Annotated in this window: 16 protein-coding genes; 9 read left to right on the top strand and 7 right to left on the bottom strand. The window is 57.1% G+C overall.

Going from position 1 to position 19747, the window contains the following annotated elements:
- The first annotated feature begins 7 nt into the window (after window positions 1-7).
- The 4 genes from GC090_RS16090 to GC090_RS16105 all read left to right on the top strand — a co-directional run bounded on the left by GC090_RS16090 (window position 8) and on the right by GC090_RS16105 (window position 4891).
- Window positions 8-979 carry a threonine/serine dehydratase family protein gene (locus GC090_RS16090; protein ID WP_033738776.1) on the top strand — a complete coding sequence of 324 codons (972 nt, stop codon included), beginning with the start codon at window positions 8-10 and terminating at the stop codon, window positions 977-979.
- Between the two features lie 311 nt (window positions 980-1290).
- On the top strand, window positions 1291-2796 hold the full coding sequence (locus tag GC090_RS16095; RefSeq protein WP_133745291.1) for a sugar ABC transporter ATP-binding protein: 1506 nt from the start codon (window positions 1291-1293) through the stop codon (window positions 2794-2796).
- A complete protein-coding gene (locus tag GC090_RS16100) occupies window positions 2793-3794 on the top strand; it encodes an ABC transporter permease (RefSeq protein WP_006118048.1) in 1002 nt (333 codons plus the stop codon). The genes GC090_RS16095 and GC090_RS16100 overlap by 4 nt, the downstream gene beginning before the upstream one ends.
- A 29-nt stretch (window positions 3795-3823) precedes the next feature.
- Entirely contained in the window at window positions 3824-4891 is a 1068-nt protein-coding gene (locus GC090_RS16105; protein ID WP_262959895.1) for a sugar ABC transporter substrate-binding protein, read from the top strand.
- 2413 nt (window positions 4892-7304) lie between these two features.
- Here the strand turns inward: GC090_RS16105 and dinB are convergent.
- The gene (gene dinB / locus GC090_RS16110) at window positions 7305-8360 is read right to left on the bottom strand and encodes a DNA polymerase IV (protein WP_058708247.1); all 1056 of its coding nucleotides are present in this window, start codon (window positions 8358-8360) and stop codon (window positions 7305-7307) included.
- Between the two features lie 246 nt (window positions 8361-8606).
- On the opposite strand from dinB, the gene dpaA reads away from it, so the two are divergent.
- Entirely contained in the window at window positions 8607-9347 is a 741-nt protein-coding gene (gene dpaA / locus GC090_RS16115) for a peptidoglycan meso-diaminopimelic acid protein amidase (protein ID WP_033738547.1), read from the top strand.
- Here dpaA and GC090_RS16120 read toward each other — a convergent pair.
- Entirely contained in the window at window positions 9312-10085 is a 774-nt protein-coding gene (locus GC090_RS16120; protein WP_006118044.1) for a class II glutamine amidotransferase, read from the bottom strand. The two genes, dpaA and GC090_RS16120, sit on opposite strands and share 36 nt — an antisense overlap.
- 53 nt (window positions 10086-10138) lie before the next feature.
- On the bottom strand, window positions 10139-10717 hold the full coding sequence (gene lpcA / locus GC090_RS16125; RefSeq protein ID WP_039338565.1) for a D-sedoheptulose 7-phosphate isomerase: 579 nt from the start codon (window positions 10715-10717) through the stop codon (window positions 10139-10141).
- Window positions 10718-10969: 252 nt separating this feature from the next.
- Here lpcA and fadE point away from each other — a divergent pair, with 252 nt between their 5' ends.
- Window positions 10970-13417, top strand: coding sequence for an acyl-CoA dehydrogenase FadE (gene fadE / locus GC090_RS16130; protein ID WP_324020391.1), 2448 nt, complete (start codon window positions 10970-10972; stop codon window positions 13415-13417).
- A gap of 31 nt (window positions 13418-13448) precedes the next feature.
- On the opposite strand, the gene mtnK is transcribed toward fadE, so the two are convergent.
- On the bottom strand, window positions 13449-14648 hold the full coding sequence (gene mtnK, locus GC090_RS16135; protein ID WP_324020393.1) for an S-methyl-5-thioribose kinase: 1200 nt from the start codon (window positions 14646-14648) through the stop codon (window positions 13449-13451).
- A gap of 137 nt (window positions 14649-14785) precedes the next feature.
- Here mtnK and mtnA point away from each other — a divergent pair, with 137 nt between their 5' ends.
- A complete protein-coding gene (gene mtnA / locus GC090_RS16140) occupies window positions 14786-15808 on the top strand; it encodes an S-methyl-5-thioribose-1-phosphate isomerase (protein WP_324020395.1) in 1023 nt (340 codons plus the stop codon).
- 47 nt (window positions 15809-15855) lie between these two features.
- On the opposite strand, the gene GC090_RS16145 is transcribed toward mtnA, so the two are convergent.
- Genes GC090_RS16145 through GC090_RS16155 form a run of 3 tightly spaced genes read right to left on the bottom strand, consistent with a single transcriptional unit; the run spans window position 15856 to window position 17694 of the window.
- Window positions 15856-16398: a 1,2-dihydroxy-3-keto-5-methylthiopentene dioxygenase gene (locus tag GC090_RS16145; protein ID WP_039338570.1), complete on the bottom strand. Its 543-nt coding sequence runs from the start codon at window positions 16396-16398 to the stop codon at window positions 15856-15858.
- 1 nt (window position 16399) lies between these two features.
- Window positions 16400-17083 (bottom strand): acireductone synthase, encoded by a 684-nt coding sequence (gene mtnC, locus GC090_RS16150; RefSeq protein WP_006118038.1) that lies wholly within the window; start codon window positions 17081-17083, stop codon window positions 16400-16402.
- Window positions 17080-17694 (bottom strand): methylthioribulose 1-phosphate dehydratase, encoded by a 615-nt coding sequence (locus GC090_RS16155; protein ID WP_006118037.1) that lies wholly within the window; start codon window positions 17692-17694, stop codon window positions 17080-17082. Before GC090_RS16155 ends, mtnC begins: the two co-directional genes overlap by 4 nt.
- 115 nt (window positions 17695-17809) lie before the next feature.
- On the opposite strand from GC090_RS16155, the gene GC090_RS16160 reads away from it, so the two are divergent.
- The gene (locus GC090_RS16160) at window positions 17810-18970 is read left to right on the top strand and encodes a pyridoxal phosphate-dependent aminotransferase (protein WP_054688098.1); all 1161 of its coding nucleotides are present in this window, start codon (window positions 17810-17812) and stop codon (window positions 18968-18970) included.
- Window positions 18958-19731, top strand: coding sequence for an amidohydrolase (locus GC090_RS16165; RefSeq protein WP_324020398.1), 774 nt, complete (start codon window positions 18958-18960; stop codon window positions 19729-19731). The genes GC090_RS16160 and GC090_RS16165 overlap by 13 nt, the downstream gene beginning before the upstream one ends.
- The last annotated feature ends 16 nt before the right edge of the window (window positions 19732-19747 follow it).

The raw sequence follows: 19747 nt of genomic DNA on the forward strand, positions 1-19747 counted from the left end.
AATGTATATGACGCGTTCGTACCCCACCCTGCAGGACATTCATGACGCACAGCAGCGCATCGCTGCCCATATTCGTCATACGCCGTTACTCCGCGCTGAAAAAATTGAAAAACGGGTCGGCTGTGAGCTTTACCTCAAGCCGGAGACGTTGCAGATTACCGGCGCGTTTAAAATACGGGGCGCACTGAATAAGGTCCTTTCTCTGCCCGTTGAAGCGTTTGCCAACGGCATGATTTCCAGTTCATCAGGCAATCATGCCCAGGGCCTGTCTTATGCAGGCAGAATGCTGGGCGTAAAGGTCATTCTGGTGCTGCCGGTCACAACGCCGCAAATCAAAATCGACAATACGCGCGCCCTGGGCGCAGAGGTGATTCTCTTCGATGGCGACAATGCGTCCCGCTGGAAGAAGGTGTATGAAATTGCCGAGCTCAACAATTATGCGGTAGTGCATGGCTTTGAAGATCCGATGGTCATGGCGGGCCAGGGAACGATCGGCTGCGAAATCCTGCATGATTTGCCGGATGTGGATACCGTGATTGTGCCGCTGGGCGGTGGCGGACTTCTCTCCGGTGTGGCCACCGCAATCAAAGAAACCCGCCCTGCCGTCAGAGTGATTGGCGCGGAACCCGCTCTGACCCCGAAATATTACCAAAGTCGGATCAACAAACAGCCAACGTCACTGCCGCTGCTCAATACTATTGCGGATGGCTTAAGACTCAGCGTGCCGGGCCGCAACCCCTACCCGATTATTGAAAAGTACGTAGATGAGATTGTGCTGGTTGACGACGAGCATATTGCTCAGGGCATGCGGGTGCTGGCCAGTGAGGCAAAATTGATTGCCGAGCCTGCGGCCTCCATCGGCCTTGGCGCGTTGCTGGCGGGATCGGTCAGCCTGAAGCCCGCTGAGAAAGTCTGCGTACTGTTAACAGGCGGTAACTGGGATCTGGCCGACCTCGCCGAAATCTATGCCGTGAAGTAACCGCGACGGATGCGATGCGTTCTTCACGTGGTGAAGTCTGCGACAAAACCACGTCGCATTTTCCGATCCTGAGATAAAAGCGCATCCGTTTAAAAAAGACTGACGCCCAGGCGCAGCATAATCCGCTGGGTTAAGGCGACTTCTTACCGTTAAATCACCAACTTGCTGCGCTTAGTCAGCTTTAGCCGCCATTATGTCCAGATGTCTGGATGGCTAATAAATTTCTGTGCTAACTTATGCGCTTTCGTTAGTTGCCGCACCGGTAGCTTCGGGAAAAAATGCGATCAGTGACTTTAATGGAGAGCTCCGTGATGCGTGCAGTCAATCGCCTTGAGATGCGTAACATCTCTATCGATTTCGGCGGATTTGCCGCGTTAACCTCAGTGGATTTTCTGACGGAAGGTCACTCGGTTCATGCCCTGACCGGGGCCAATGGCGCGGGTAAATCCACCCTGATGGCGGTACTCTCCGGTGCCCACAGCCACTATCACGGTGAGATTCTGCTGGACGGCCAGCCCGTGTCGATTCGCAGCCCGAGTGACGCCAAAAAGCTCGGCATTCACCTGGTGCAGCAGGAAGTGGATGTTGCGCTGGTGCCCCAGTTAAGCGTGGCCGAGAACATTCTGCTGGATCAGCTGGCCGAACCGGGCCATGGCTTTCGCTGGGGCGATATGCGTCGTCAGGCGCGGGACCTGCTGGCGCAGCTGGATGCCACGATTGATGTCAGACGCCCGGTCGAACGTTGTTCGCTGGCGGAAAAGCAGCAAATCCTGCTGGCCAGAGCCCTGTCGCACCACTGCCGCTTTCTGATTCTCGATGAACCCACTGCCCCACTCGACCAACACGAAAGCGAGCGCCTGTTCGCCGTAGTTCGTCGCCTGCAGACCAGCGGTATTGGCGTGATATTTATCTCTCATCGTATTCACGAACTGAAAGCCATCTGCGATCGCCTGACGGTACTGCGCGATGGCCGCCTGGTGGAAAGTAGCCCAATGGCTTCCCTGAGCGGTGAGCAAATCGTTGAAAAAATGCTGGGTCATCCGTTGACCGATATCTATCCTCCGCGCCGGCCATTGCAGTCCTCATCCGTACTCATGGCGGTGGAAGGATTACATGATGAACACCTGCTTCAGGATATCTCACTGCGTTTACACAAGGGCGAGATTCTGGGTATTGCCGGGCTGGCCGGGGCTGGCAAAACCGAACTCTGCAAAGCGTTATTTGGTGCCAGTAAAAGCCGGGTTGCCCGCGGTGAACTGCACGGTAAACGCTGGAAACCGCGATCGCCACACGATTCCGTGAGTCAGCGCATGGCACTGGTGCCGGAAGAGCGCCGCAAAGAGGGCATCTTCATTGACGAATCGGTGGCGATGAACCTCAGTATCAGCGCAGACGACAGTTTTTCCCGCTGGAGCCTGTTCGGCCATCGTCAGGCCTGGCGCTGGGCGGAAGCGGTGATTCGTCGTCTTAACGTGCGTACGACTGGCCCCGCCCAACCGTTACGTCGGCTTTCCGGCGGCAATCAACAAAAGGTGGCGATTGGCAAATGGTTACGCAATAACGCCGATGTCCTGATTTTCGACGAACCGACCAAAGGCGTGGACGTAAAAGCCAAAACGGAACTGTTCACGCTAATCAGCAACCTTGCCCATGAAGGCAAAGGGATTATTTACGCCTCTGGCGAATTTTCTGAACTGGTCGGCTTATGCGACCGTATTTGTGTGCTCTGGGACGGACGTATTGTGGCGGAATTAGACGGACAACGCGCCACGGAGGAGACACTTTTGCTCTATTCCACCGGAGGAACCCCTGCGTGAGCAGTAAAGAGTTAGCCCTGAATTCCGCATCGCCATCGCTGCGCCATCAGCTGTTCGATTTCCTCTATAAGTGGGGCATGTTGCTGACGGTGGTGATATTGATCGCTGCCTTTGGCCTGGCTTCCGACAGCTTTCTGGAGCCGAACAATATCATCAATATTTTGCGGTCTATTGCCATCGTAACCGTGATTGCCGTGGGCGTTTCTGTATCCCTGACCGTTGGCGGCTTCGACCTTTCGGTGGGCTCTACCGCGTCACTGGCAAACGCCCTGGTCATTTCGCTGTTTGTCTGGTACGGCTTCGACACCACGGCGGCGATCGCCATCACTCTGGCGCTGTGCACGCTGGTGGGACTGTTTAACGCCTTTCTGATCGTCGTGCTGCGCATTCCCGACATGCTGGCCACGCTAGCCACCCTGTTTGTGATTCAGGGCGTTGCCATGACCTACAGCTTTGGCGGCTCGATTACGGAAAACATGGTGCTGCCCAGCGGCGATATGGCGGAAGGCACCATTCCTGCTGCCTTTAACCTGTTGGGTCAGGTACCTACGATCGTGATTATCATGCTGGTGGTGACCGTGGTGGCACAGCTGGCGCTGTCGCTGACCAAACACGGCCGCCGCATGTATGCGCTGGGCGGAAACCCCGAAGCCGCCCGACTTTCCGGTATTCGCACCACGCGTTATCGCGTTCTGGCCTATGTGATTGCCTCACTACTGGCCGGACTGGGCGGTATTCTGCTGGCCTCACGCATTGGATCGTCCCAGGTTAATGCCGGTAGCGGTTATCTGATGGACGCCGTGGCCGCCGCCTGGATCGGCTTTTCACTGGCCGGCTCCGGTAAGCCAAATGCGCTGGGTACGCTGGTCGGGGCCGTCATTTTAGGGGTTCTGCAAAACGGCCTGGTAATGTTATCCGTGCCCTATTACGCCATGGACATTATCAAAGGATTAGTGCTGGCCTTAGCGCTGGCCATCACTTATGTACAGCGTCGTTAAGACGCGTTCTTCTACTGGAGTTAAGAATAATGAAAAAGATAACACTCTCGCTGCTGGCCCTGAGCCTGTTAAACGCCAGTGCCGCGTTTGCCGACACCATAACGCCTGTCCCTGCCGCCATCGCCAATCATGCAGGGCCGATTCGTATTGCCGTCATCCGTAACCTCGGTTCCGACGACAATACGACTCAGTTTGTGGCAGGCGCGATTCAGCAGGGTCGCCAGTTGGGCTTCAAAGTCAGCACCTTCCTCAGCAACGGTGATGACGCGCGTTTTCAGGATTTTGTTAATCAGGCGATCAGCCAAAAATACGACGGTATTGTGCTGTCACACGGCAAAGCGCCCTATGCCAGCGCACTGGTAAAACGCATCGCTGACGCGGGCATTAAAGTGTCGGTATTTGACACACCGGTAGACAACCCGATTCCCGGCGTGACGGTGACCGCCCAGGATGACGCCTCGCTGGCGCAGCTCTCCCTGGGGCAGTTGATCAAAGACTTCAACGGCAAAGCTAACATCGTGAAGTTATGGGTCGCCGGTTTCCCGCCGATGGAACGCCGTCAGGTGGTGTATGAAAAATTATTAAAAGAAAACCCAGGCATTCATCAGCTAGAGTCCATTGGTGCCGTATCAACGGATGTCCAGGGCGACACGGCCAACAAAGTGGGCGCGATTCTGGCGAAATACCCGAAAGGCAAGATTGACGCCATCTGGGGCGCATGGGATGCCTTCAGCCAGGGCGCGTATAAAGCGTTGCAGGAAAATGGCCGCACCGAGATCAAGCTGTACAGCATTGATGTTTCCAATCAGGATTTGCAGCTGATGCGCCAGAAAGGCAGCCCGTGGGTGCAGACCGTCGCGGTCGATCCGAAAACTATCGGTGCCGTGAATATGCGCCTGGTGGCGAACAAGATCGCCGGTGAAACCACGCCTGCAACGTATGAATTTAAAGCGTCGTCGATTTCACAACAGGCGCTCGACAGTCATCCTGGCGCTGTGAATGTCGCGTCGCTTAACAAGATCATTCCGGGCTGGGGCAGCAATAACGATTTTGTCCAGCCGTGGTTTGCGACGCTGGAAGCAAAATATAAGAAGTAATGGGGTGTTGGTGGCGCTTACGCGGGGCGGTTAATTCGCTGCGCGAGGTGGCTGGTTTGTGTCGCTGACGGCTTGTGAAGCGCTGAGAGGGTTTCGCCCGCCAGGCGGCCTGGAGTTTCAGCCTGCCCGGTGCGGGCGACCGACGAGGGGCCGCCAGCCGCCGCGGCCCCTTGACCCCGGGCTCCCGTCTTGCCCAACTCCCCCGCTTTGAGATTTGCGTCTGTTCAGGCGTTTTTATTGCTTTGGATACAGATAATGAGTTGCAGTGATGCTTGCGCGAGCAGGCGTTGAGAAGGTTTGAGTCGCTGACAGCTTATGAAGCGCTGAGGGGGTTTCGCTCGCCAGGCGGCCTGGAGTTTCAGTCTGCCCGGTGCGGGCGACCGACAAGGGGCCGCCAGCCGCCGCGGCCCCTTGACCCCGGGCTCCCGTCCTGCCCACCCGCCGCTTCGCGGTGCCTTCGCTCCTTCAGGATTTCTGCGGACCGCCAGGACGCGCCATCCGTGGCGCGGCCCGGCTCTCGCCGACGTCCTGTCGGCTCATCCGGAAATCCCTCATCCGCTCAGCGGGTGGGAAGGCCGCCCAACTCCCCCGCTTTGAGATTTTCGCCTGCTCAGGCGTTTTTATTCCTTTGGATACCGATAATGAGTTGCAGTGATGCTTGCGCGAGCAGGCGTTGAGAAGGTTTGAGTCGCTGACAGCTTATAAAGCGCTGAGGGGGTTTCGCTCGCCAGGCGGCCTGGAGTTTCAGCCAGCCCGGTGCGGGCGACCGACAAGGGGCCGCCAGCCGCCGCGGCCCCTTGACCCCGGGCTCCCGTCCTGCCCACCCGCCGCTTCGCGGTGCCTTCGCTGCTTCAGGATTTCTGCGGACCGCCAGGACGCGCCATCCGTGGCGCGGCCCGGCTCTCGCCGACGTCCTGTCGGCTCATCCGGAAATCCCTCATCCGCTCAGCGGGTGGGAAGGCCGCCCCAAACACCCGCTTCACTATCTCTGTGTTAAAGCCACTTCCGGTGCCGCTGTAAGTAATCGCAAAACCTGCTCTTGTGGGTTCTGAAGCACTCCCCGTTTATCAAGTCTGCTCTTTTTAAGCCTCACTGAACACATTCAAACAGACAACACCCGCTTTTAAAAGAAACCAGGACTGACAGGCCGGGGGTTTTCTGCCGGCATCCGGCGCGCTGAGGAGGGAACGGAGGCCAGGACGGAGCGGCAGGGATGCCGCGCAGAGGACGGCTGCGCCAGGGACGGCGCATCCGGACGGTCCGTCAGGCCGCAGTGAGTGACGAAGGAACAGCGACGGCTGACGGCCGCCGGGATTGTTAAGGGGCTGGCGCGAGCCCCTTAACCCGGCCGCCTGCACGGACAGGCTGAAACTCCCTGTCGCCTGGCGGGCGGAAAATTCCCGGTGTACGACCGTAATCACCCCCGCCCCTTGGACAAACAGACAAATCCTCAGACAACACCACATCAGTAACACGATCACACAGGCAGGGGTTTCCTGGCGGCATCCGGCGCGCTAAAGAAAGAGCGGCCGCCGGGATTGTTAAGGGGCTGGCGCGAGCCCCTTAACCCGGCCGCCTGCACGGACAGGCTGAAACTCCCTGTCGCCTGGCGGGCGGAAAACTCCCGGTGTACGACCGTAATCACCCCCGCCCCTTGGGCAAACAGACAAATCCTCAGACAACACCACATCAGTAACACGATCCCACAGGCAGGGGTTTCCTGCCGGCATCCGGCGCGCTGAGGAGGGAACGGAGGCCAGGACGGAGCGGCAGGGATACCGCGCAGAGGACGGCTGCGCCAGGGACGGCGCATCCGGACGGTCCGTCAGGCCGCAGTGAGTGACGAAGGAACAGCGACGGCTGACGGCCGCCGGGATTGTTAAGGGGCTGGCGCGAGTCCCTTAACCCGGCCGCCTGCACGAACAGGCTGAAACTGCCATCGCCTGGCGGGCGGAAAATTCCCGCTGCACGACCGTAATCTCCCCCGCCCCGCGGGCAAAAAGAAAAATCCTCAGATAACACCAAACCAAATCAGTAACACGATCACACTGGCAAGGGTTTCCTGGCGGCATCCGGCGCGCTAAAGAAAGAGCGGCCGCCGGGATTGTTAAGGGGCTGGCGCGAGCCCCTTAACCCGGCCGCCTGCACGGACAGGCTGAAACTCCCTGTCGCCTGGCGGGCGGAAAACTCCCGGTGTACGACCGTAATCACCCCCGCCCCTTGGGCAAACAGACAAATCCTCAGACAACACCATACTAAATCAGTAACACGATCCCACAGACAGGGGTTTTCTGATGGCATCCGGCTCGCTAAGAAAAGAACGGCGGCCGGGCTGAAACTCCCCATCGCCTGGCGGGCGGAAAACTCCCGGTGTACGACCGTAATCCCCCCACTCAACACGAAAGCGCCCCCTCTATAATCCCAGCAGCAACTGTCTCTCCAGCTGCGGATCCACCAGCGTCACATGCAGCCCCACCAGCCGGACGCCACGTCCGGCGCGGCGCTCGTCCCAGGTCTTACGGGCCACGGCAATCATGTCCTCTTTATTGAGCACGGGCCAGACATGTTCCTGAGTGGTCTGCTGGAAATCACTAAACTTCAGCTTCACGCCCTGGCGAGCAATGTGCTTATCGGGTCGAATCTGCGTCAGGCGACGATCAAGCTCGGCATAGAGGTAATCAATAATTTCCAGACAGCGCTCCCAACTGTCGATATCGTCAGCCAGCGTCCGCTCTACACCCAGCGATTTTCGTTCGCGTTCAACCACCACGCCCCGTTCGTCAATGCCGTGACTGCGCTCCCATAACACTCTGCCAAACTTGCCAAAACGCTTAAGCAGCAGCGCCAAATCGGCTTTTTGCACGTCCGCGCAGGTGTGCAGACCCAGCTCTTCGAGCTTTTTTGCTGAAACTTTTCCTACACCGGGAATTTTTGCCAGCGGTAAGGCCAGCAAGAAATCGGACATCTGGGTCGGTGTAATCACATACTGACCATCAGGCTTGTTTAAATCGGAGGCGATCTTGGCAAGGAATTTTATGGGCGCGATGCCCGCAGAGGCAGTGAGCTGCGTTTCGCGAAAAATGGTGGCGCGGATGTCCTGCGCGATAAGCGTGGCCGATCCCTGACAGTGCTGGCTGTCGGTGACATCCAGATAGGCTTCGTCCAGTGAGAGTGGCTCAATGAGCGAGGTATAACGCGAAAAGATGGCGCGGATCTGACTGGAGGCTTCTTTATAGACGTCATACCGTCCGGGCAGTAGACGCAGATGCGGACAAAGCTTTAAGGCCATACCGGTCGGCATCGCGCTGCGTACGCCATATTTGCGGGCCGGATAATTAGCGGTACTGATAACGCCACGTCGATCGCGGCTGCCGCCGATGGCCATGGGAATATCGCGTAATGAGGGATCGTCACGCATTTCCACCGCCGCAAAAAAGCAGTCCATATCAACATGAATGATCTTACGCATCGCCCCTCCAGTACTGGATAAGTATACAGTCCGGAAAGGCTTGTGCAATATTTCTTGCAATAACAAACAAAGTTTACAAATTTTTGGCGTCATTCCGCCAAAGAAATAGACATTTTGCGCCGTGCTGTATTGCTAAAAAAACAGACAATGTTTAATGTTGCGCTGCGGTAGCGGAAAGTTCCGATAATGCAAACAGAGGCGCACATAACGCGCCATTGTTCTTCTTCACTTCAAGGTATACACAGCATGGGCAAAATCGCACTTCTGTTTGCGATGCTTTTACTGCCAGCCCTCAGCATGGCAATGACTCCCGAGCCGGTTCAGCAACTGGCCCCTGTGAGTAAAGAGTTAAAGAAACAGCTAATCGGCACGCCGGTTTATATTCAGATCTTTAAGGAAGAGCGGACACTTGAGCTGTACGGCAAGATTGGTAACGAATACCGCTTGCTGGATACTTACCGCATCTGCAATTTTTCGGGCGGTCTGGGTCCAAAACGCCGTGAAGGCGATTTTAAAAGCCCGGAAGGTTTCTACAGCGTAAAACTGAATCAGCTTAAACCGGACAGCCGTTTCTATCGCGCGATTAATATTGGCTTTCCGAATCAATACGACCGTGACCAGGGCTACAGCGGCAACTACCTGATGATTCACGGCGACTGTAAGTCGATTGGCTGCTACGCCATGACCAATGCCTATATGGATCAGATTTTCACGTATGTGAACGCGGCATTGCGTAATGGTCAGCAGGAAGTGAACATTGCAATTTATCCGTTCCGCATGACGGACAGCAACATGCAGCGCCATCGTTATTCGACCTACGCGGATTTCTGGAAGCAGCTTCAGCCGGGTTATGTCTACTTTGCGAAGTATCATCAACCGCCGACAGTCAATGTCGCCAGCGGCAGATATGTGATGAACAGCAGCCCGGTCATAACCCAACCCGAAGCGGCATCACAGTCGTTCCTGGCGCTCTCCAAGGTAAAATAAGGCCCACTCGCCTGGCACGATCCGGTGCCAGGTTTCATTCCCCGTCAGCGGCTGTGTGGCAATGACCGTGACCACGTCGTTCGCCCCGGTATGTTTCTGGAAATCAATTTCCACATCCTGATCGAGCAACTGTGCCCGGCCAAAAGGGGCACGGCGGGTGATCCAGAACAGATTGGTCGAGCAGAAGGCCATCAGATAGCGCCCGTCCGACAGCAACATGTTGAACACGCCCTTTTGCCGCAGCTCGCTCGCCAGCTCGCCGATGTAGCGGAAGACCGCAGGCCAGTTTCCCGGCGTGCGCGGATAGCGCGTGGCCAGCTTATGCAGAATCCAGCAAAAGGCCTTTTCGCTGTCGGTTTCGCCCACTGGCCGAAACGTGCCGGTTTCCAGTTGCCGGTAACCTTTCAGTTGTCCGTTGTGGGCATAGGTCCAGTTGCGTCCCCATAACTCCCGGGTAAACGGGTGCGTATTTTCCAGCGAAACCGGGCCGCGATTCGCCTGGCGAATGTGCGCCACGACGGAGTGGGATTTGATGGGATATTCCTGCACCAGGCGCGCAATGGGGGAATTAAAACTCGGCAAGGGATCTTTAAAGGTGCGGCACCCTTTATCTTCATAAAACGTAATGCCCCAGCCGTCTTTATGCGGCCCTGTTCCGCCGCCGCGCTGCACCAGTCCGGTGAAACTAAAACAAATATCGGTGGGAACGTTAGCGCTCATCCCGAGCAATTCGCACATAGCAACCGCCTTAGAGTAAAAGCCTCCTGTCGGTCAGGAGGCGACACACGCTGTTACCTGACCATCTCTTTTTCAATCAGCAGCATCAGGATATGAATCACTTTGATGTGGATCTCCTGAATACGGTCAGCATAACCGAAATGGGGCACACGAATTTCAATGTCCGCGCTGCCGGCCATTTTACCGCCATCTTTACCGGTCAGCGTGATCACTTTCATCCCCTGGGCGCGCGCCGCTTCTACGGCTTTGATGATATTAGCCGAGTTACCTGAGGTTGAAATCCCCAGCAACACGTCGCCCGGGCGCCCTACCGCTTCTACATAACGGGAAAAGACATGGTCATAACCAAAATCATTACTCACACAGGAAAGGTGGCTGACGTCTGAAATGGCAATCGCCGGGTAGCCCGGACGATTTTCACGGTAACGGCCCGTCAGTTCCTCCGCAAAATGCATCGCATCACAGTGTGATCCGCCGTTGCCACAGGAGAGCACTTTGCCGCCCGCTTTGAAGCTGTCCGCCAACATCACCGCTGCACGCTGGATGGTATGAATGTTCGCGTCGTCACTCAGAAAGTTATTCAACGTTTCTGCAGCTTCGTTGAGCTCTGAACGAATAATGTCCTGATACATAGACTTGTCCTTTGTAGGAGAGGGTAATCGCAGCAAGTTTAACGGAATGGCTGACGCACGCATAGCATCACGCCGCCGGATCCTTTTCGCGCCGCGCTTTTTCGCGACCACAGCCTGGGCGTTGCTCGCGCTTTCGCTGATTTTGTGAGTCAGGTTGTAATTGCGATGTAAACAAATTGATAAATGCCCTCATCTGAATTACACCTTCATCATAACAGGTCAGACCTCTTACTACTTACGGAGCACTTCATTATGATGGTTGTCTCGATTCTTGCGACAGTGCTGCTGACTGGCGCACTGTTCTATCACCGCATCTCGCTGCTGCTCAGCAGCGTCATCCTGTTGCTGTGGACCGCAGCAATGGCGGTGGTCCATCTCTGGACGCCGTGGCTGCTTGTGCCGCTGGCGATTATCCTGTTACCGCTGAATCTCACCAGCCTGCGCCGCAGCCTGTTTTCCAAACCAATGCTGCACCGCTTTCAGCAGGTGATGCCGCCGATGTCTCGTACGGAAAAAGAGGCGATCGATGCGGGCACTACCTGGTGGGAAGGCGACCTGTTTCAGGGCAAACCCGACTGGCAGAAACTGCATAACTACCCGCAACCGCGACTGACGCCGGAAGAACAGGCGTTTCTTGACGGGCCGGTAGAAGAAGCCTGTCGTCTGGCAAATGATTTCCAGATTACCCATGAACTGGCCGATATGCCGCCAGAACTGTGGGCGCATCTGAAAGCCCATCGCTTCTTTGCCATGATCATCAAGAAAGAGTACGGCGGCCTGGAGTTCTCTGCCTATGCACAGGCGCGCGTGTTGCAGAAACTGGCCGGCGTCTCAGGCATTCTGGCGATTACCGTGGGCGTGCCTAACTCACTGGGCCCTGGCGAACTGCTGCAACATTACGGAACGGAAAAACAGAAAGACCACTATCTGCCGCGTCTGGCGCGTGGCGATGAAATCCCCTGTTTCGCCCTGACGAGCCCGGAAGCCGGTTCAGATGCGGGAGCGATTCCGGATACGGGCGTTGTGTGCATGGGCGAGTGGCAGGGCCAGCAGGTGCTGGGCATGCGCCTTACCTGGAACAAGCGCTATATTACGCTGGCCCCGATTGCCACTGTGCTGGGCCTGGCGTTTAAACTTTCCGATCCCGACCATCTGCTGGGCGACAAAGACGAACTGGGCATTACCTGCGCCCTGATCCCCACCAGCACACCGGGCGTGGAAATCGGCCATCGCCATTTCCCGCTTAACGTACCGTTCCAGAATGGCCCAACCCGCGGTAAAGATATTTTCGTGCCGATCGATTTCATTATCGGTGGCCCGGAAATGGCCGGACAGGGCTGGCGGATGCTGGTGGAATGTCTGTCGGTGGGCCGTGGAATCACCCTGCCGTCTAACTCAACCGGCAGCCTGAAAAGCGTAGCGCTGGCCACAGGCGCCTATGCGCATATCCGCCGTCAGTTCAAACTGTCTATCGGTAAAATGGAAGGGATTGAAGAACCCCTGGCGCGCATTGCCGGTAATGCCTACGTGATGGACGCTGCCGCGACGCTGATTACCACCGGCATTATGCAGGGCGAGAAACCTGCGGTGCTGTCTGCGATTGTGAAATATCACTGTACCCACCGCGCCCAACAGTCAATTATCGATGCAATGGATATTGCCGGGGGTAAAGGTATCATGCTGGGCGACAGCAACTTCCTGGCCCGGGCTTATCAGGGTGCCCCTATCGCCATTACCGTGGAAGGCGCGAATATCCTGACCCGCAGTATGATCATCTTTGGCCAGGGTGCTATCCGCTGCCATCCGTATGTGTTGCAGGAAATGGCGGCCGCCGCCAGCAATGATGTGGCGGGCTTTGATAAGGCGCTGTTTAGCCATATTGGCCACGTTGGCAGCAATGCGATGCGCAGCCTGTGGCTGGGCCTTCTGGGCGGACGCACCAGCGCCGCGCCAACGCGTGATGCCACCCGTCGCTATTATCAGCACCTGAACCGTATCAGTGCCAATCTGGCGTTACTGTCGGACGTGTCCATGGCGGTGTTAGGCGGTAGCCTGAAACGTCGCGAACGTATGTCAGCGCGCCTGGGCGATGTGCTGAGCCAGCTGTATCTGGCCTCGGCGACGCTGAAACGTTATGAGGATGAAGGCCGTCATGAAGCCGATCTGCCGCTGGTGCACTGGGGCGTGCAGGATGCCTTGCACAAAGCCGAGAAAGCTATGGACGATCTGCTGAGCAACTTCCCGAACCGTCTGGTCGCTGGCGTCATGCGCCTGGTGGTCTTTGCCGGTGGTCAGCACTGCCCGGCACCGTCCGATCGCCTGGATCATAAGCTGGCAAAAATGCTGCAGGTGCCGTCGGCGACGCGTACGCGCTTAGGTCGTGGTCAGTATCTGGCTCCCAGCGAGCATAATCCGGCGGGCCAGTTAGAGCAGGCGCTACAGGATGTGATGGCGGCTGAGGTGATTCACGATCGCCTGTGCAAGCAGCAGAACAAACACCTCTCGTTTACGCGCCTGGATGCGCTGGCTAAACAGGCGCTGGAACAGGGCTGGATCGATCAGAAAGAGGCAGAGGTGCTGAAGCGTGCCGAAGAGAGCCGTCTGCGTTCAATCAACGTGGACGAGTTTGAGCCCGATGCGCTGGCCGTGCCGGTCAGACAGGATGTGACTAAGCCCGCGCGCCCCAGCGAGGCGGCATAACCCATCAGGCCGACATCACGTCGGCCTTTTTTTATCCCGCCTGACGGATGCGGGCAATCAGTGCATCCACATCGTCCACATGCCCGGCCGCCAGAATCAGGGTGCGGCCCAAGGTAATCGCATTGCGAATGCAGTCAGTCCGCATCTCCTCATCCCGAATCAGTTTCATGTCCGCCACATGCGACATGCCAACGGTTCTGCGAATCAGTTCGGTGCCACAATAGCCAATGGTATCTGCCCACACTTTACGCAGAAACGCCTGCTCATAGCCGGGATAAGCCATGGCCACATCCTGCGTCTTGCTCTCCGCCAGCGCCAGAAAACGCGTTTCAAAGGTCTGCCAGACATCATGCACGTCGCTCAGGCGCTGCTCGCGCGCATCCGCGGCTTCACGGGGCGGCAGCAGCCCTGGTAAGCCACAGTAGTTAATCAGCAGATTGCCCAATGCCGTACCGACATCAAATCCCATCGGTCCAAAATAGCCAAACTCTGCGTCGATCGCTTTTAAGCTACCGTCAGCCACAAAAATGGAGCCGCTGTGGATATCGCCATGCAGTAAGGCTTCTGCATGACTGAAGAAACGGTGCTTCAGCCCGGCGACAGCAATGCGCAGCGCCTCATCGGTACGAAGCGATGCCACCAGGGGTTCCAGCGCCTCGGGATAGCTGTTACGCACATGGTCGGTATAGGGATCGTTGAAAAAAAGATCTTCTGTGATTTCACACAGTTCGGGATTGATAAAGCGCGCCACTTCGGCTTTTTTCACATGCGGATGCAGGATGAAGTCTGAGGTATGGAACAACGTCTGGGCCAGATATTCGCCAAGCTGACGCGGCGCCTCCGGATAGTAAGCGCCCTTCACCAGCTCGCTGCGCCAGATACGGTGACTGGACAGATCTTCCATGATCATCACCGCCAGGTCTGCATCGTAATGCGTGACGTTGACCGTGTGCTGCGGGCAATATTTGTAATGCTCGACCAGCGTCTGCGCTTCAATACGCGCACGATCAAGAGTTAACGGCCAGGATTCGCCCACACAGCGCACATAGGGCAACGCCTGCTTGACCACAATGCGGCTGTTGCCCTGGCCGTCGTAAATTTTGAACACCAGGTTGAGGTTACCATCACCAATCTCTTCCGCACTGCGTAAAACCGAGGGATCTTCCAGCCCACCAAACTGTTTGGCATATTCAACCGCATCAGCAGCGGTGAACGTACGGTATTGCGACATTGACCTTTCCTCATCAACAAACGCCGGTGTGCGCCGGAGCTGATTAATCTTTCGTAACAAGCCGTTCAGACGTCTATACATCCGTTACGCATGTTGGCACAATATCCGTCATCAACGCAACATGGATTTCACCGACAATGCAGACATTCCAAACCACAAGCTTACAGGTTCGCAACAACCAGCTCTGGATACTGGATCAGCAGGCCCTGCCTCAGCAAAAGAACTGGCTGCCCGCCCATACTGTGGCGCAGTTGGTTGACCATATTCATGCCCTGCGGGTGCGCGGCGCGCCGTTAATTGGTTTATCTGCATCACTGCTGCTGGCCCTGCTGGCAGAACAGGGGGAATCACGCGAGCAACTGGCGCAATCGCTGGACACCCTGCGGGCCGCCCGCCCTACTGCCGTAAACCTGATGAATAACCTTGATCGTATGAAACAGGCGCTGGCGCAGCCAGAAATGGCAACGAGCCTGGTGGAAGAAGCGTTGCGTCTGGTGCATGAGGATAAACAGCTGTGCGATCGCATCGCCGATGCCGGCAGTGCGCTGGTCAAACCCGGCAGTCAGTTGTTAACCCACTGCAACACCGGCGGTCTGGCGACTGCGGGTGTGGGTACGGCACTGGGCGTTATCGCGCGTGCGCATCAACAAGGCCACGTTCACAATGTCTGGGTTGATGAAACGCGCCCGCTGTTGCAGGGAGGACGCTTAACCGCCTGGGAACTGGGCGAGCTGGGTGTGCCTTACCAGTTGATCACGGATTCGATGGCCGCCAGCCTGATGGCGGCGGGCAAGGTTGATGCTGTCTGGGTCGGCGCGGATCGCATTGCCGCCAATGGTGACGTGGCGAATAAAATCGGCACCTACAGCCTGGCGGTACTGGCGCACTATCATGGTATTCCGTTTTATGTTGCCGCGCCGCATACCACGCTGGATCGTCAATGCCCGACGGGGGATGCCATCCCGATTGAGCAGCGTGCCGCCAGTGAAGTTACCGGTGTGTCGGGAAGCTTCGGCAGCGTGCAGTGGGCGCCCGCGGATGCGCAGGTTTCTAATCCGGCCTTTGATGTCACGCCTGCGGCGCTCATCAGTGGTTGGGTACTGGATACCGGCGTGATCACACCGGCGCAGGTGGCTGCTGGCGTTTTTCAGCCACACTAAACAAAACGGGCGGCTGATTCAGCCGCCCGCAGAACGCACCGTCATAATTACGCCAGGCGCGGATAGGCATCGGCGATCCTGTCGCCTGTGAAGTTGGCGATCCAGCCTTCCTGATTATCAAAAATACGTATCGCCGTGAAATGCGGGGATGAGCCCATATCAAACCAGTGCGGCGTGCCTGCGGGCACCGAGATCAGATCGTTCTTTTCGCACAGGATCTGCAGGATTTCACCGTCCAGATGCAGGCAGAACAGCCCGGCGCCTTCGACAAAGAACCGCACTTCGTCTTCACCGTGCGTATGTTCTGAGAGGAATTTCTGGCGCAGCACGTCTTTTTGCGGATTGTCTGCCCGCATACTGATGACGTCCCAGCTCTGATAGCCTTTTTCGGCGACCAGGCGGTCAATGGCGTGCTGATAGGCGTTGATCACCGTTTCCGCATCGGGATTCTCGCCCAGATCGCGGTCTGCCTGCCAGCGCTCGAAGCGAACGTCTTTGGCGTTCAGACGCTCACGGATCGCCTCGGGATCGGTGCTGTGCCACAACGGCTGGCTCGGATCGCTATCGCTAAAAATGGTCAGTGCACTCATTTCAAATCGACTCCGGGTTAATCTGGGAAAAATCAGCGACCTGACGATGATGGCTGTCATCATCCGCCGCGTCACGAATCAGCTGCAACGTGTGCCAGCCAGCCTGTCTGGCGGCGTCCAGCTCCTGATGAATATCAGAGAGGAACAGCAATTGTCCGGCCGGCAAGCCCGTTTGCGCCGCGATGTTTTGATACGACGTTACCTCGCGCTTGGCGCCCACGTGGGTATCAAAGTAACCGCTAAACAAACCAGTAATATCACCTTCATCGCTGTAGCCAAATAACAATTTCTGCGCGGCAACCGAGCCAGAGGAATATATATAAAGTTTAATGCCTTGCGCGTGCCAGGCCGTGAGCGCAGGCAGGACATCCGGATAAAGGTGCCCCGTAAAACGCCCGCTCAGATAGCCCTCGCGCCAAATCATCCCCTGCAGCGCTTTCAGGCCGGTCGATTTGCGGTCCTCATCCATGTAAGAAAACAGGATGGCGATCACGCTGTCGACGTCGGCATCGGGCTGTCCGGCCTCCGTACGCACGGCATTGAGCGCGTCCTGAACGGCGGGCTGCGCCTGATGCTGGCGCACATAGTCGGCCAGATGGGCACGGGCATAGGGAAACAGGACGTTATGTACAAAACGGATATCGCTGGTGGTGCCTTCAATATCGGTAACAATGGCCTTAATCATGCCTTCTCCAGCAAGCGACGTTGACGTTCGCATTCAAATAAAAACTCCAGCCCTTCCAGATGGCGGCGCGCTTCTGCCACATCGTTGCCCCAGCAGGTCAGGCCATGACCACGCAGCAGAAAGCCGTAACGCAGCGGAAAACGGGCTGCATAATCTTCAATTTCTGACGCCAGCGCGGCAACATCCTGGCGGTTATCAAACACCGGAATCGCCACGGTATCCTCATGCGTGGACTGACCGCTCAGCGACTTTTGCATCTCATAGCCGTACAGCAGTAGCGCCGCGCCCTGCTCTACGCGCGACAGAACGGTGGAATTGACCGTGTGCGTATGCAGTACTGCGCCCGCCTCCGGAAACAGGCGGTAGATCAGCGTGTGCAGTGCGGTCTCGGCAGAAGGCCTGCGACCCGAGGGGGCCTGGCTGGTGGCAATGTCGACCTGAATAAAGTCATCCCGCGTCAGGCTGCCTTTATCTTTGCCTGACTCGCTGAGCAGGCAGAAATGCGCATCCTGGCGCACCGACATATTGCCGCCGGTGGCGGGCGCCCAGCCCTTCGCACCTATCCAGTGACAGGCGGCAACCAGCTGATCTAAAGCATGAGAATCGGACATTACTCTTCCTTTTAGCCGTCTAAGCGTCTTGATTGCCAAATACTAGCATCCTGTTTATAGTGGCAGCAACTCAGCGTTTCTCCGTAACCGTTTTTGCGCGTAAGGCAACCTAATCATGACGCAATCCATCCTCACGCCTGAGAGCAAGTTACCCGCCCTCGGCACCACGATATTCACGCAGATGAGCGCGCTGGCACAGCAGCATAACGCCATCAATCTTTCCCAGGGTTTTCCGGATTTTGATGGTCCGCGCTACCTGCAGGACAGGCTGGCTTATCATGTCAGTCAGGGTGCCAATCAGTATGCCCCCATGACCGGCGCACAACCGTTACGCGAAGCCATTGCCGAAAAGACCGCTGCGTTGTACGACTATCGTCCCGATGTGAACAGCGATATCACCGTGACCGCAGGCGCAACCGAAGCGCTGTATGCCGCGATCACTGCCCTGGTTCGCCCGGGTGACGAGGTGATCTGCTTCGATCCCAGTTACGACAGCTATGCGCCCGCGGTGCAACTGGCGGGCGGCGTACTGAAACGCCTCACCCTGCAGCCGCCCACGTTTGCAGTTGACTGGCCAGCGTTCTCCGCGCTGTTAAGCGATAAAACCCGACTGGTTATCTTAAATACGCCACATAATCCCTCGGCCAGCGTCTGGCACCAGGCGGACTATGCGGCCTTATGGCAGGCGATTGCTGACCGGGAAATCTATGTGCTGAGCGATGAGGTTTATGAGCACATCTGTTTTGCCCAGGACGGTCATGCCAGCGTGCTGGCGCACCCCGAACTGCGTCAACGTGCGGTGGCGGTTTCCTCGTTTGGCAAAACCTTTCACATGACCGGCTGGAAAGTGGGTTACTGCGTCGCCCCCGCGGCGATCAGCGCAGAAATCCGCAAGATCCATCAGTACCTCACTTTTTCCGTCAACACACCCGCTCAGCTGGCGATTGCCGATATGCTGCGCCAGCATCCTGAACATTATCGTGAGCTGCCCGACTTCTATCGCGCGCGCCGAGACCGGCTGATACAGGCACTGAGCCGTAGCCGTTTCCGCATTTTACCGTGCGAAGGCACCTACTTCCTGCTGGCGGACTACAGCGCTATATCGGCGCTGGATGACGTGCAGTTTTGCCAGTGGCTGACGCGCGAAGTGGGCGTGGCCGCGATCCCGCTGTCGGTCTTCTGTGAAGCGCCTTTCCCACACAAACTGATCCGGCTGTGCTTTGCAAAACAGGAAGCGACGCTCGACGCCGCAGCGGAGCGCTTATGTCGTCTCTAGCCATTACGTTGTTGCAAGCGCCGCTGACGTGGATGGATGGCGAGGCTAACCTGCGCCATTTCGATAATCTGCTGGCTGACATGACAGACCGGGATGTGATTATTCTGCCGGAGATGTTCACCACCGGTTTTGCGATGGAGGCTGCACAGCAGGCCCTGCCGCAACAGCAGGTCGTGACATGGTTACACCGCCATGCGAAGCGCGCGAATGCGCTGGTGGGCGGCAGTGCCGCGATACAAACGCCAGCAGGTGCCGTGAACCGTTTTTTGCTGGTTGAGCCGAATGGCACGCTGCATCACTATGACAAGCGACACCTGTTTCGCATGGCGGATGAACAGCAGCATTACGTCGCGGGCACGGCGCGCACGGTGATTCAGTGGCGCGGCTGGCGCATTTTGCCGCAAATCTGTTACGACCTGCGCTTTCCGGTCTTTTCGCGCAACCAAAATGACTACGATCTGGCGTTGTATGTGGCCAACTGGCCTGCGCCGCGCGCGCTGCACTGGCAGGCGCTACTGCTGGCCCGGGCGATTGAGAATCAGGCGTTTGTCGCGGGCTGCAATCGCGTGGGCAGCGATGGCAACCAACATCAGTACAGTGGGGACAGCCGAATTATTTCACCGCAAGGCGAGGTGCTGGCTGCAGGTGAGCCCTTTACGGCAGGTAAGGTTGAGACGTCGCTGTCGCTTGCCGATCTGCAGGCTTATCGCGAGCGGTTTCCGGCGTGGCGCGATGCGGATGGCTTTACGCTGGCAGAATAAAAGCGCCCCCGGCCAA

Origin of the sequence: Pantoea sp. JZ29, from assembly GCF_035190385.1 — a bacterium.
Lineage (GTDB): Bacteria > Pseudomonadota > Gammaproteobacteria > Enterobacterales > Enterobacteriaceae > Pantoea > Pantoea stewartii.

Coding starts and splice junctions, on each gene's coding strand:
- GC090_RS16090 (WP_033738776.1), top strand. CDS start 8: ATGACGCGTTCGTACCCCACCCTGCAGGACATTCATGACGCACAGCAG.
- GC090_RS16095 (WP_133745291.1), top strand. CDS start 1,291: ATGCGTGCAGTCAATCGCCTTGAGATGCGTAACATCTCTATCGATTTC.
- GC090_RS16105 (WP_262959895.1), top strand. CDS start 3,824: ATGAAAAAGATAACACTCTCGCTGCTGGCCCTGAGCCTGTTAAACGCC.
- dinB (WP_058708247.1), bottom strand. CDS start 8,360: ATGCGTAAGATCATTCATGTTGATATGGACTGCTTTTTTGCGGCGGTG.
- dpaA (WP_033738547.1), top strand. CDS start 8,607: ATGGGCAAAATCGCACTTCTGTTTGCGATGCTTTTACTGCCAGCCCTC.
- GC090_RS16120 (WP_006118044.1), bottom strand. CDS start 10,085: ATGTGCGAATTGCTCGGGATGAGCGCTAACGTTCCCACCGATATTTGT.
- lpcA (WP_039338565.1), bottom strand. CDS start 10,717: ATGTATCAGGACATTATTCGTTCAGAGCTCAACGAAGCTGCAGAAACG.
- fadE (WP_324020391.1), top strand. CDS start 10,970: ATGATGGTTGTCTCGATTCTTGCGACAGTGCTGCTGACTGGCGCACTG.
- mtnK (WP_324020393.1), bottom strand. CDS start 14,648: ATGTCGCAATACCGTACGTTCACCGCTGCTGATGCGGTTGAATATGCC.
- mtnA (WP_324020395.1), top strand. CDS start 14,786: ATGCAGACATTCCAAACCACAAGCTTACAGGTTCGCAACAACCAGCTC.
- GC090_RS16145 (WP_039338570.1), bottom strand. CDS start 16,398: ATGAGTGCACTGACCATTTTTAGCGATAGCGATCCGAGCCAGCCGTTG.
- mtnC (WP_006118038.1), bottom strand. CDS start 17,083: ATGATTAAGGCCATTGTTACCGATATTGAAGGCACCACCAGCGATATC.
- GC090_RS16155 (WP_006118037.1), bottom strand. CDS start 17,694: ATGTCCGATTCTCATGCTTTAGATCAGCTGGTTGCCGCCTGTCACTGG.
- GC090_RS16160 (WP_054688098.1), top strand. CDS start 17,810: ATGACGCAATCCATCCTCACGCCTGAGAGCAAGTTACCCGCCCTCGGC.
- GC090_RS16165 (WP_324020398.1), top strand. CDS start 18,958: ATGTCGTCTCTAGCCATTACGTTGTTGCAAGCGCCGCTGACGTGGATG.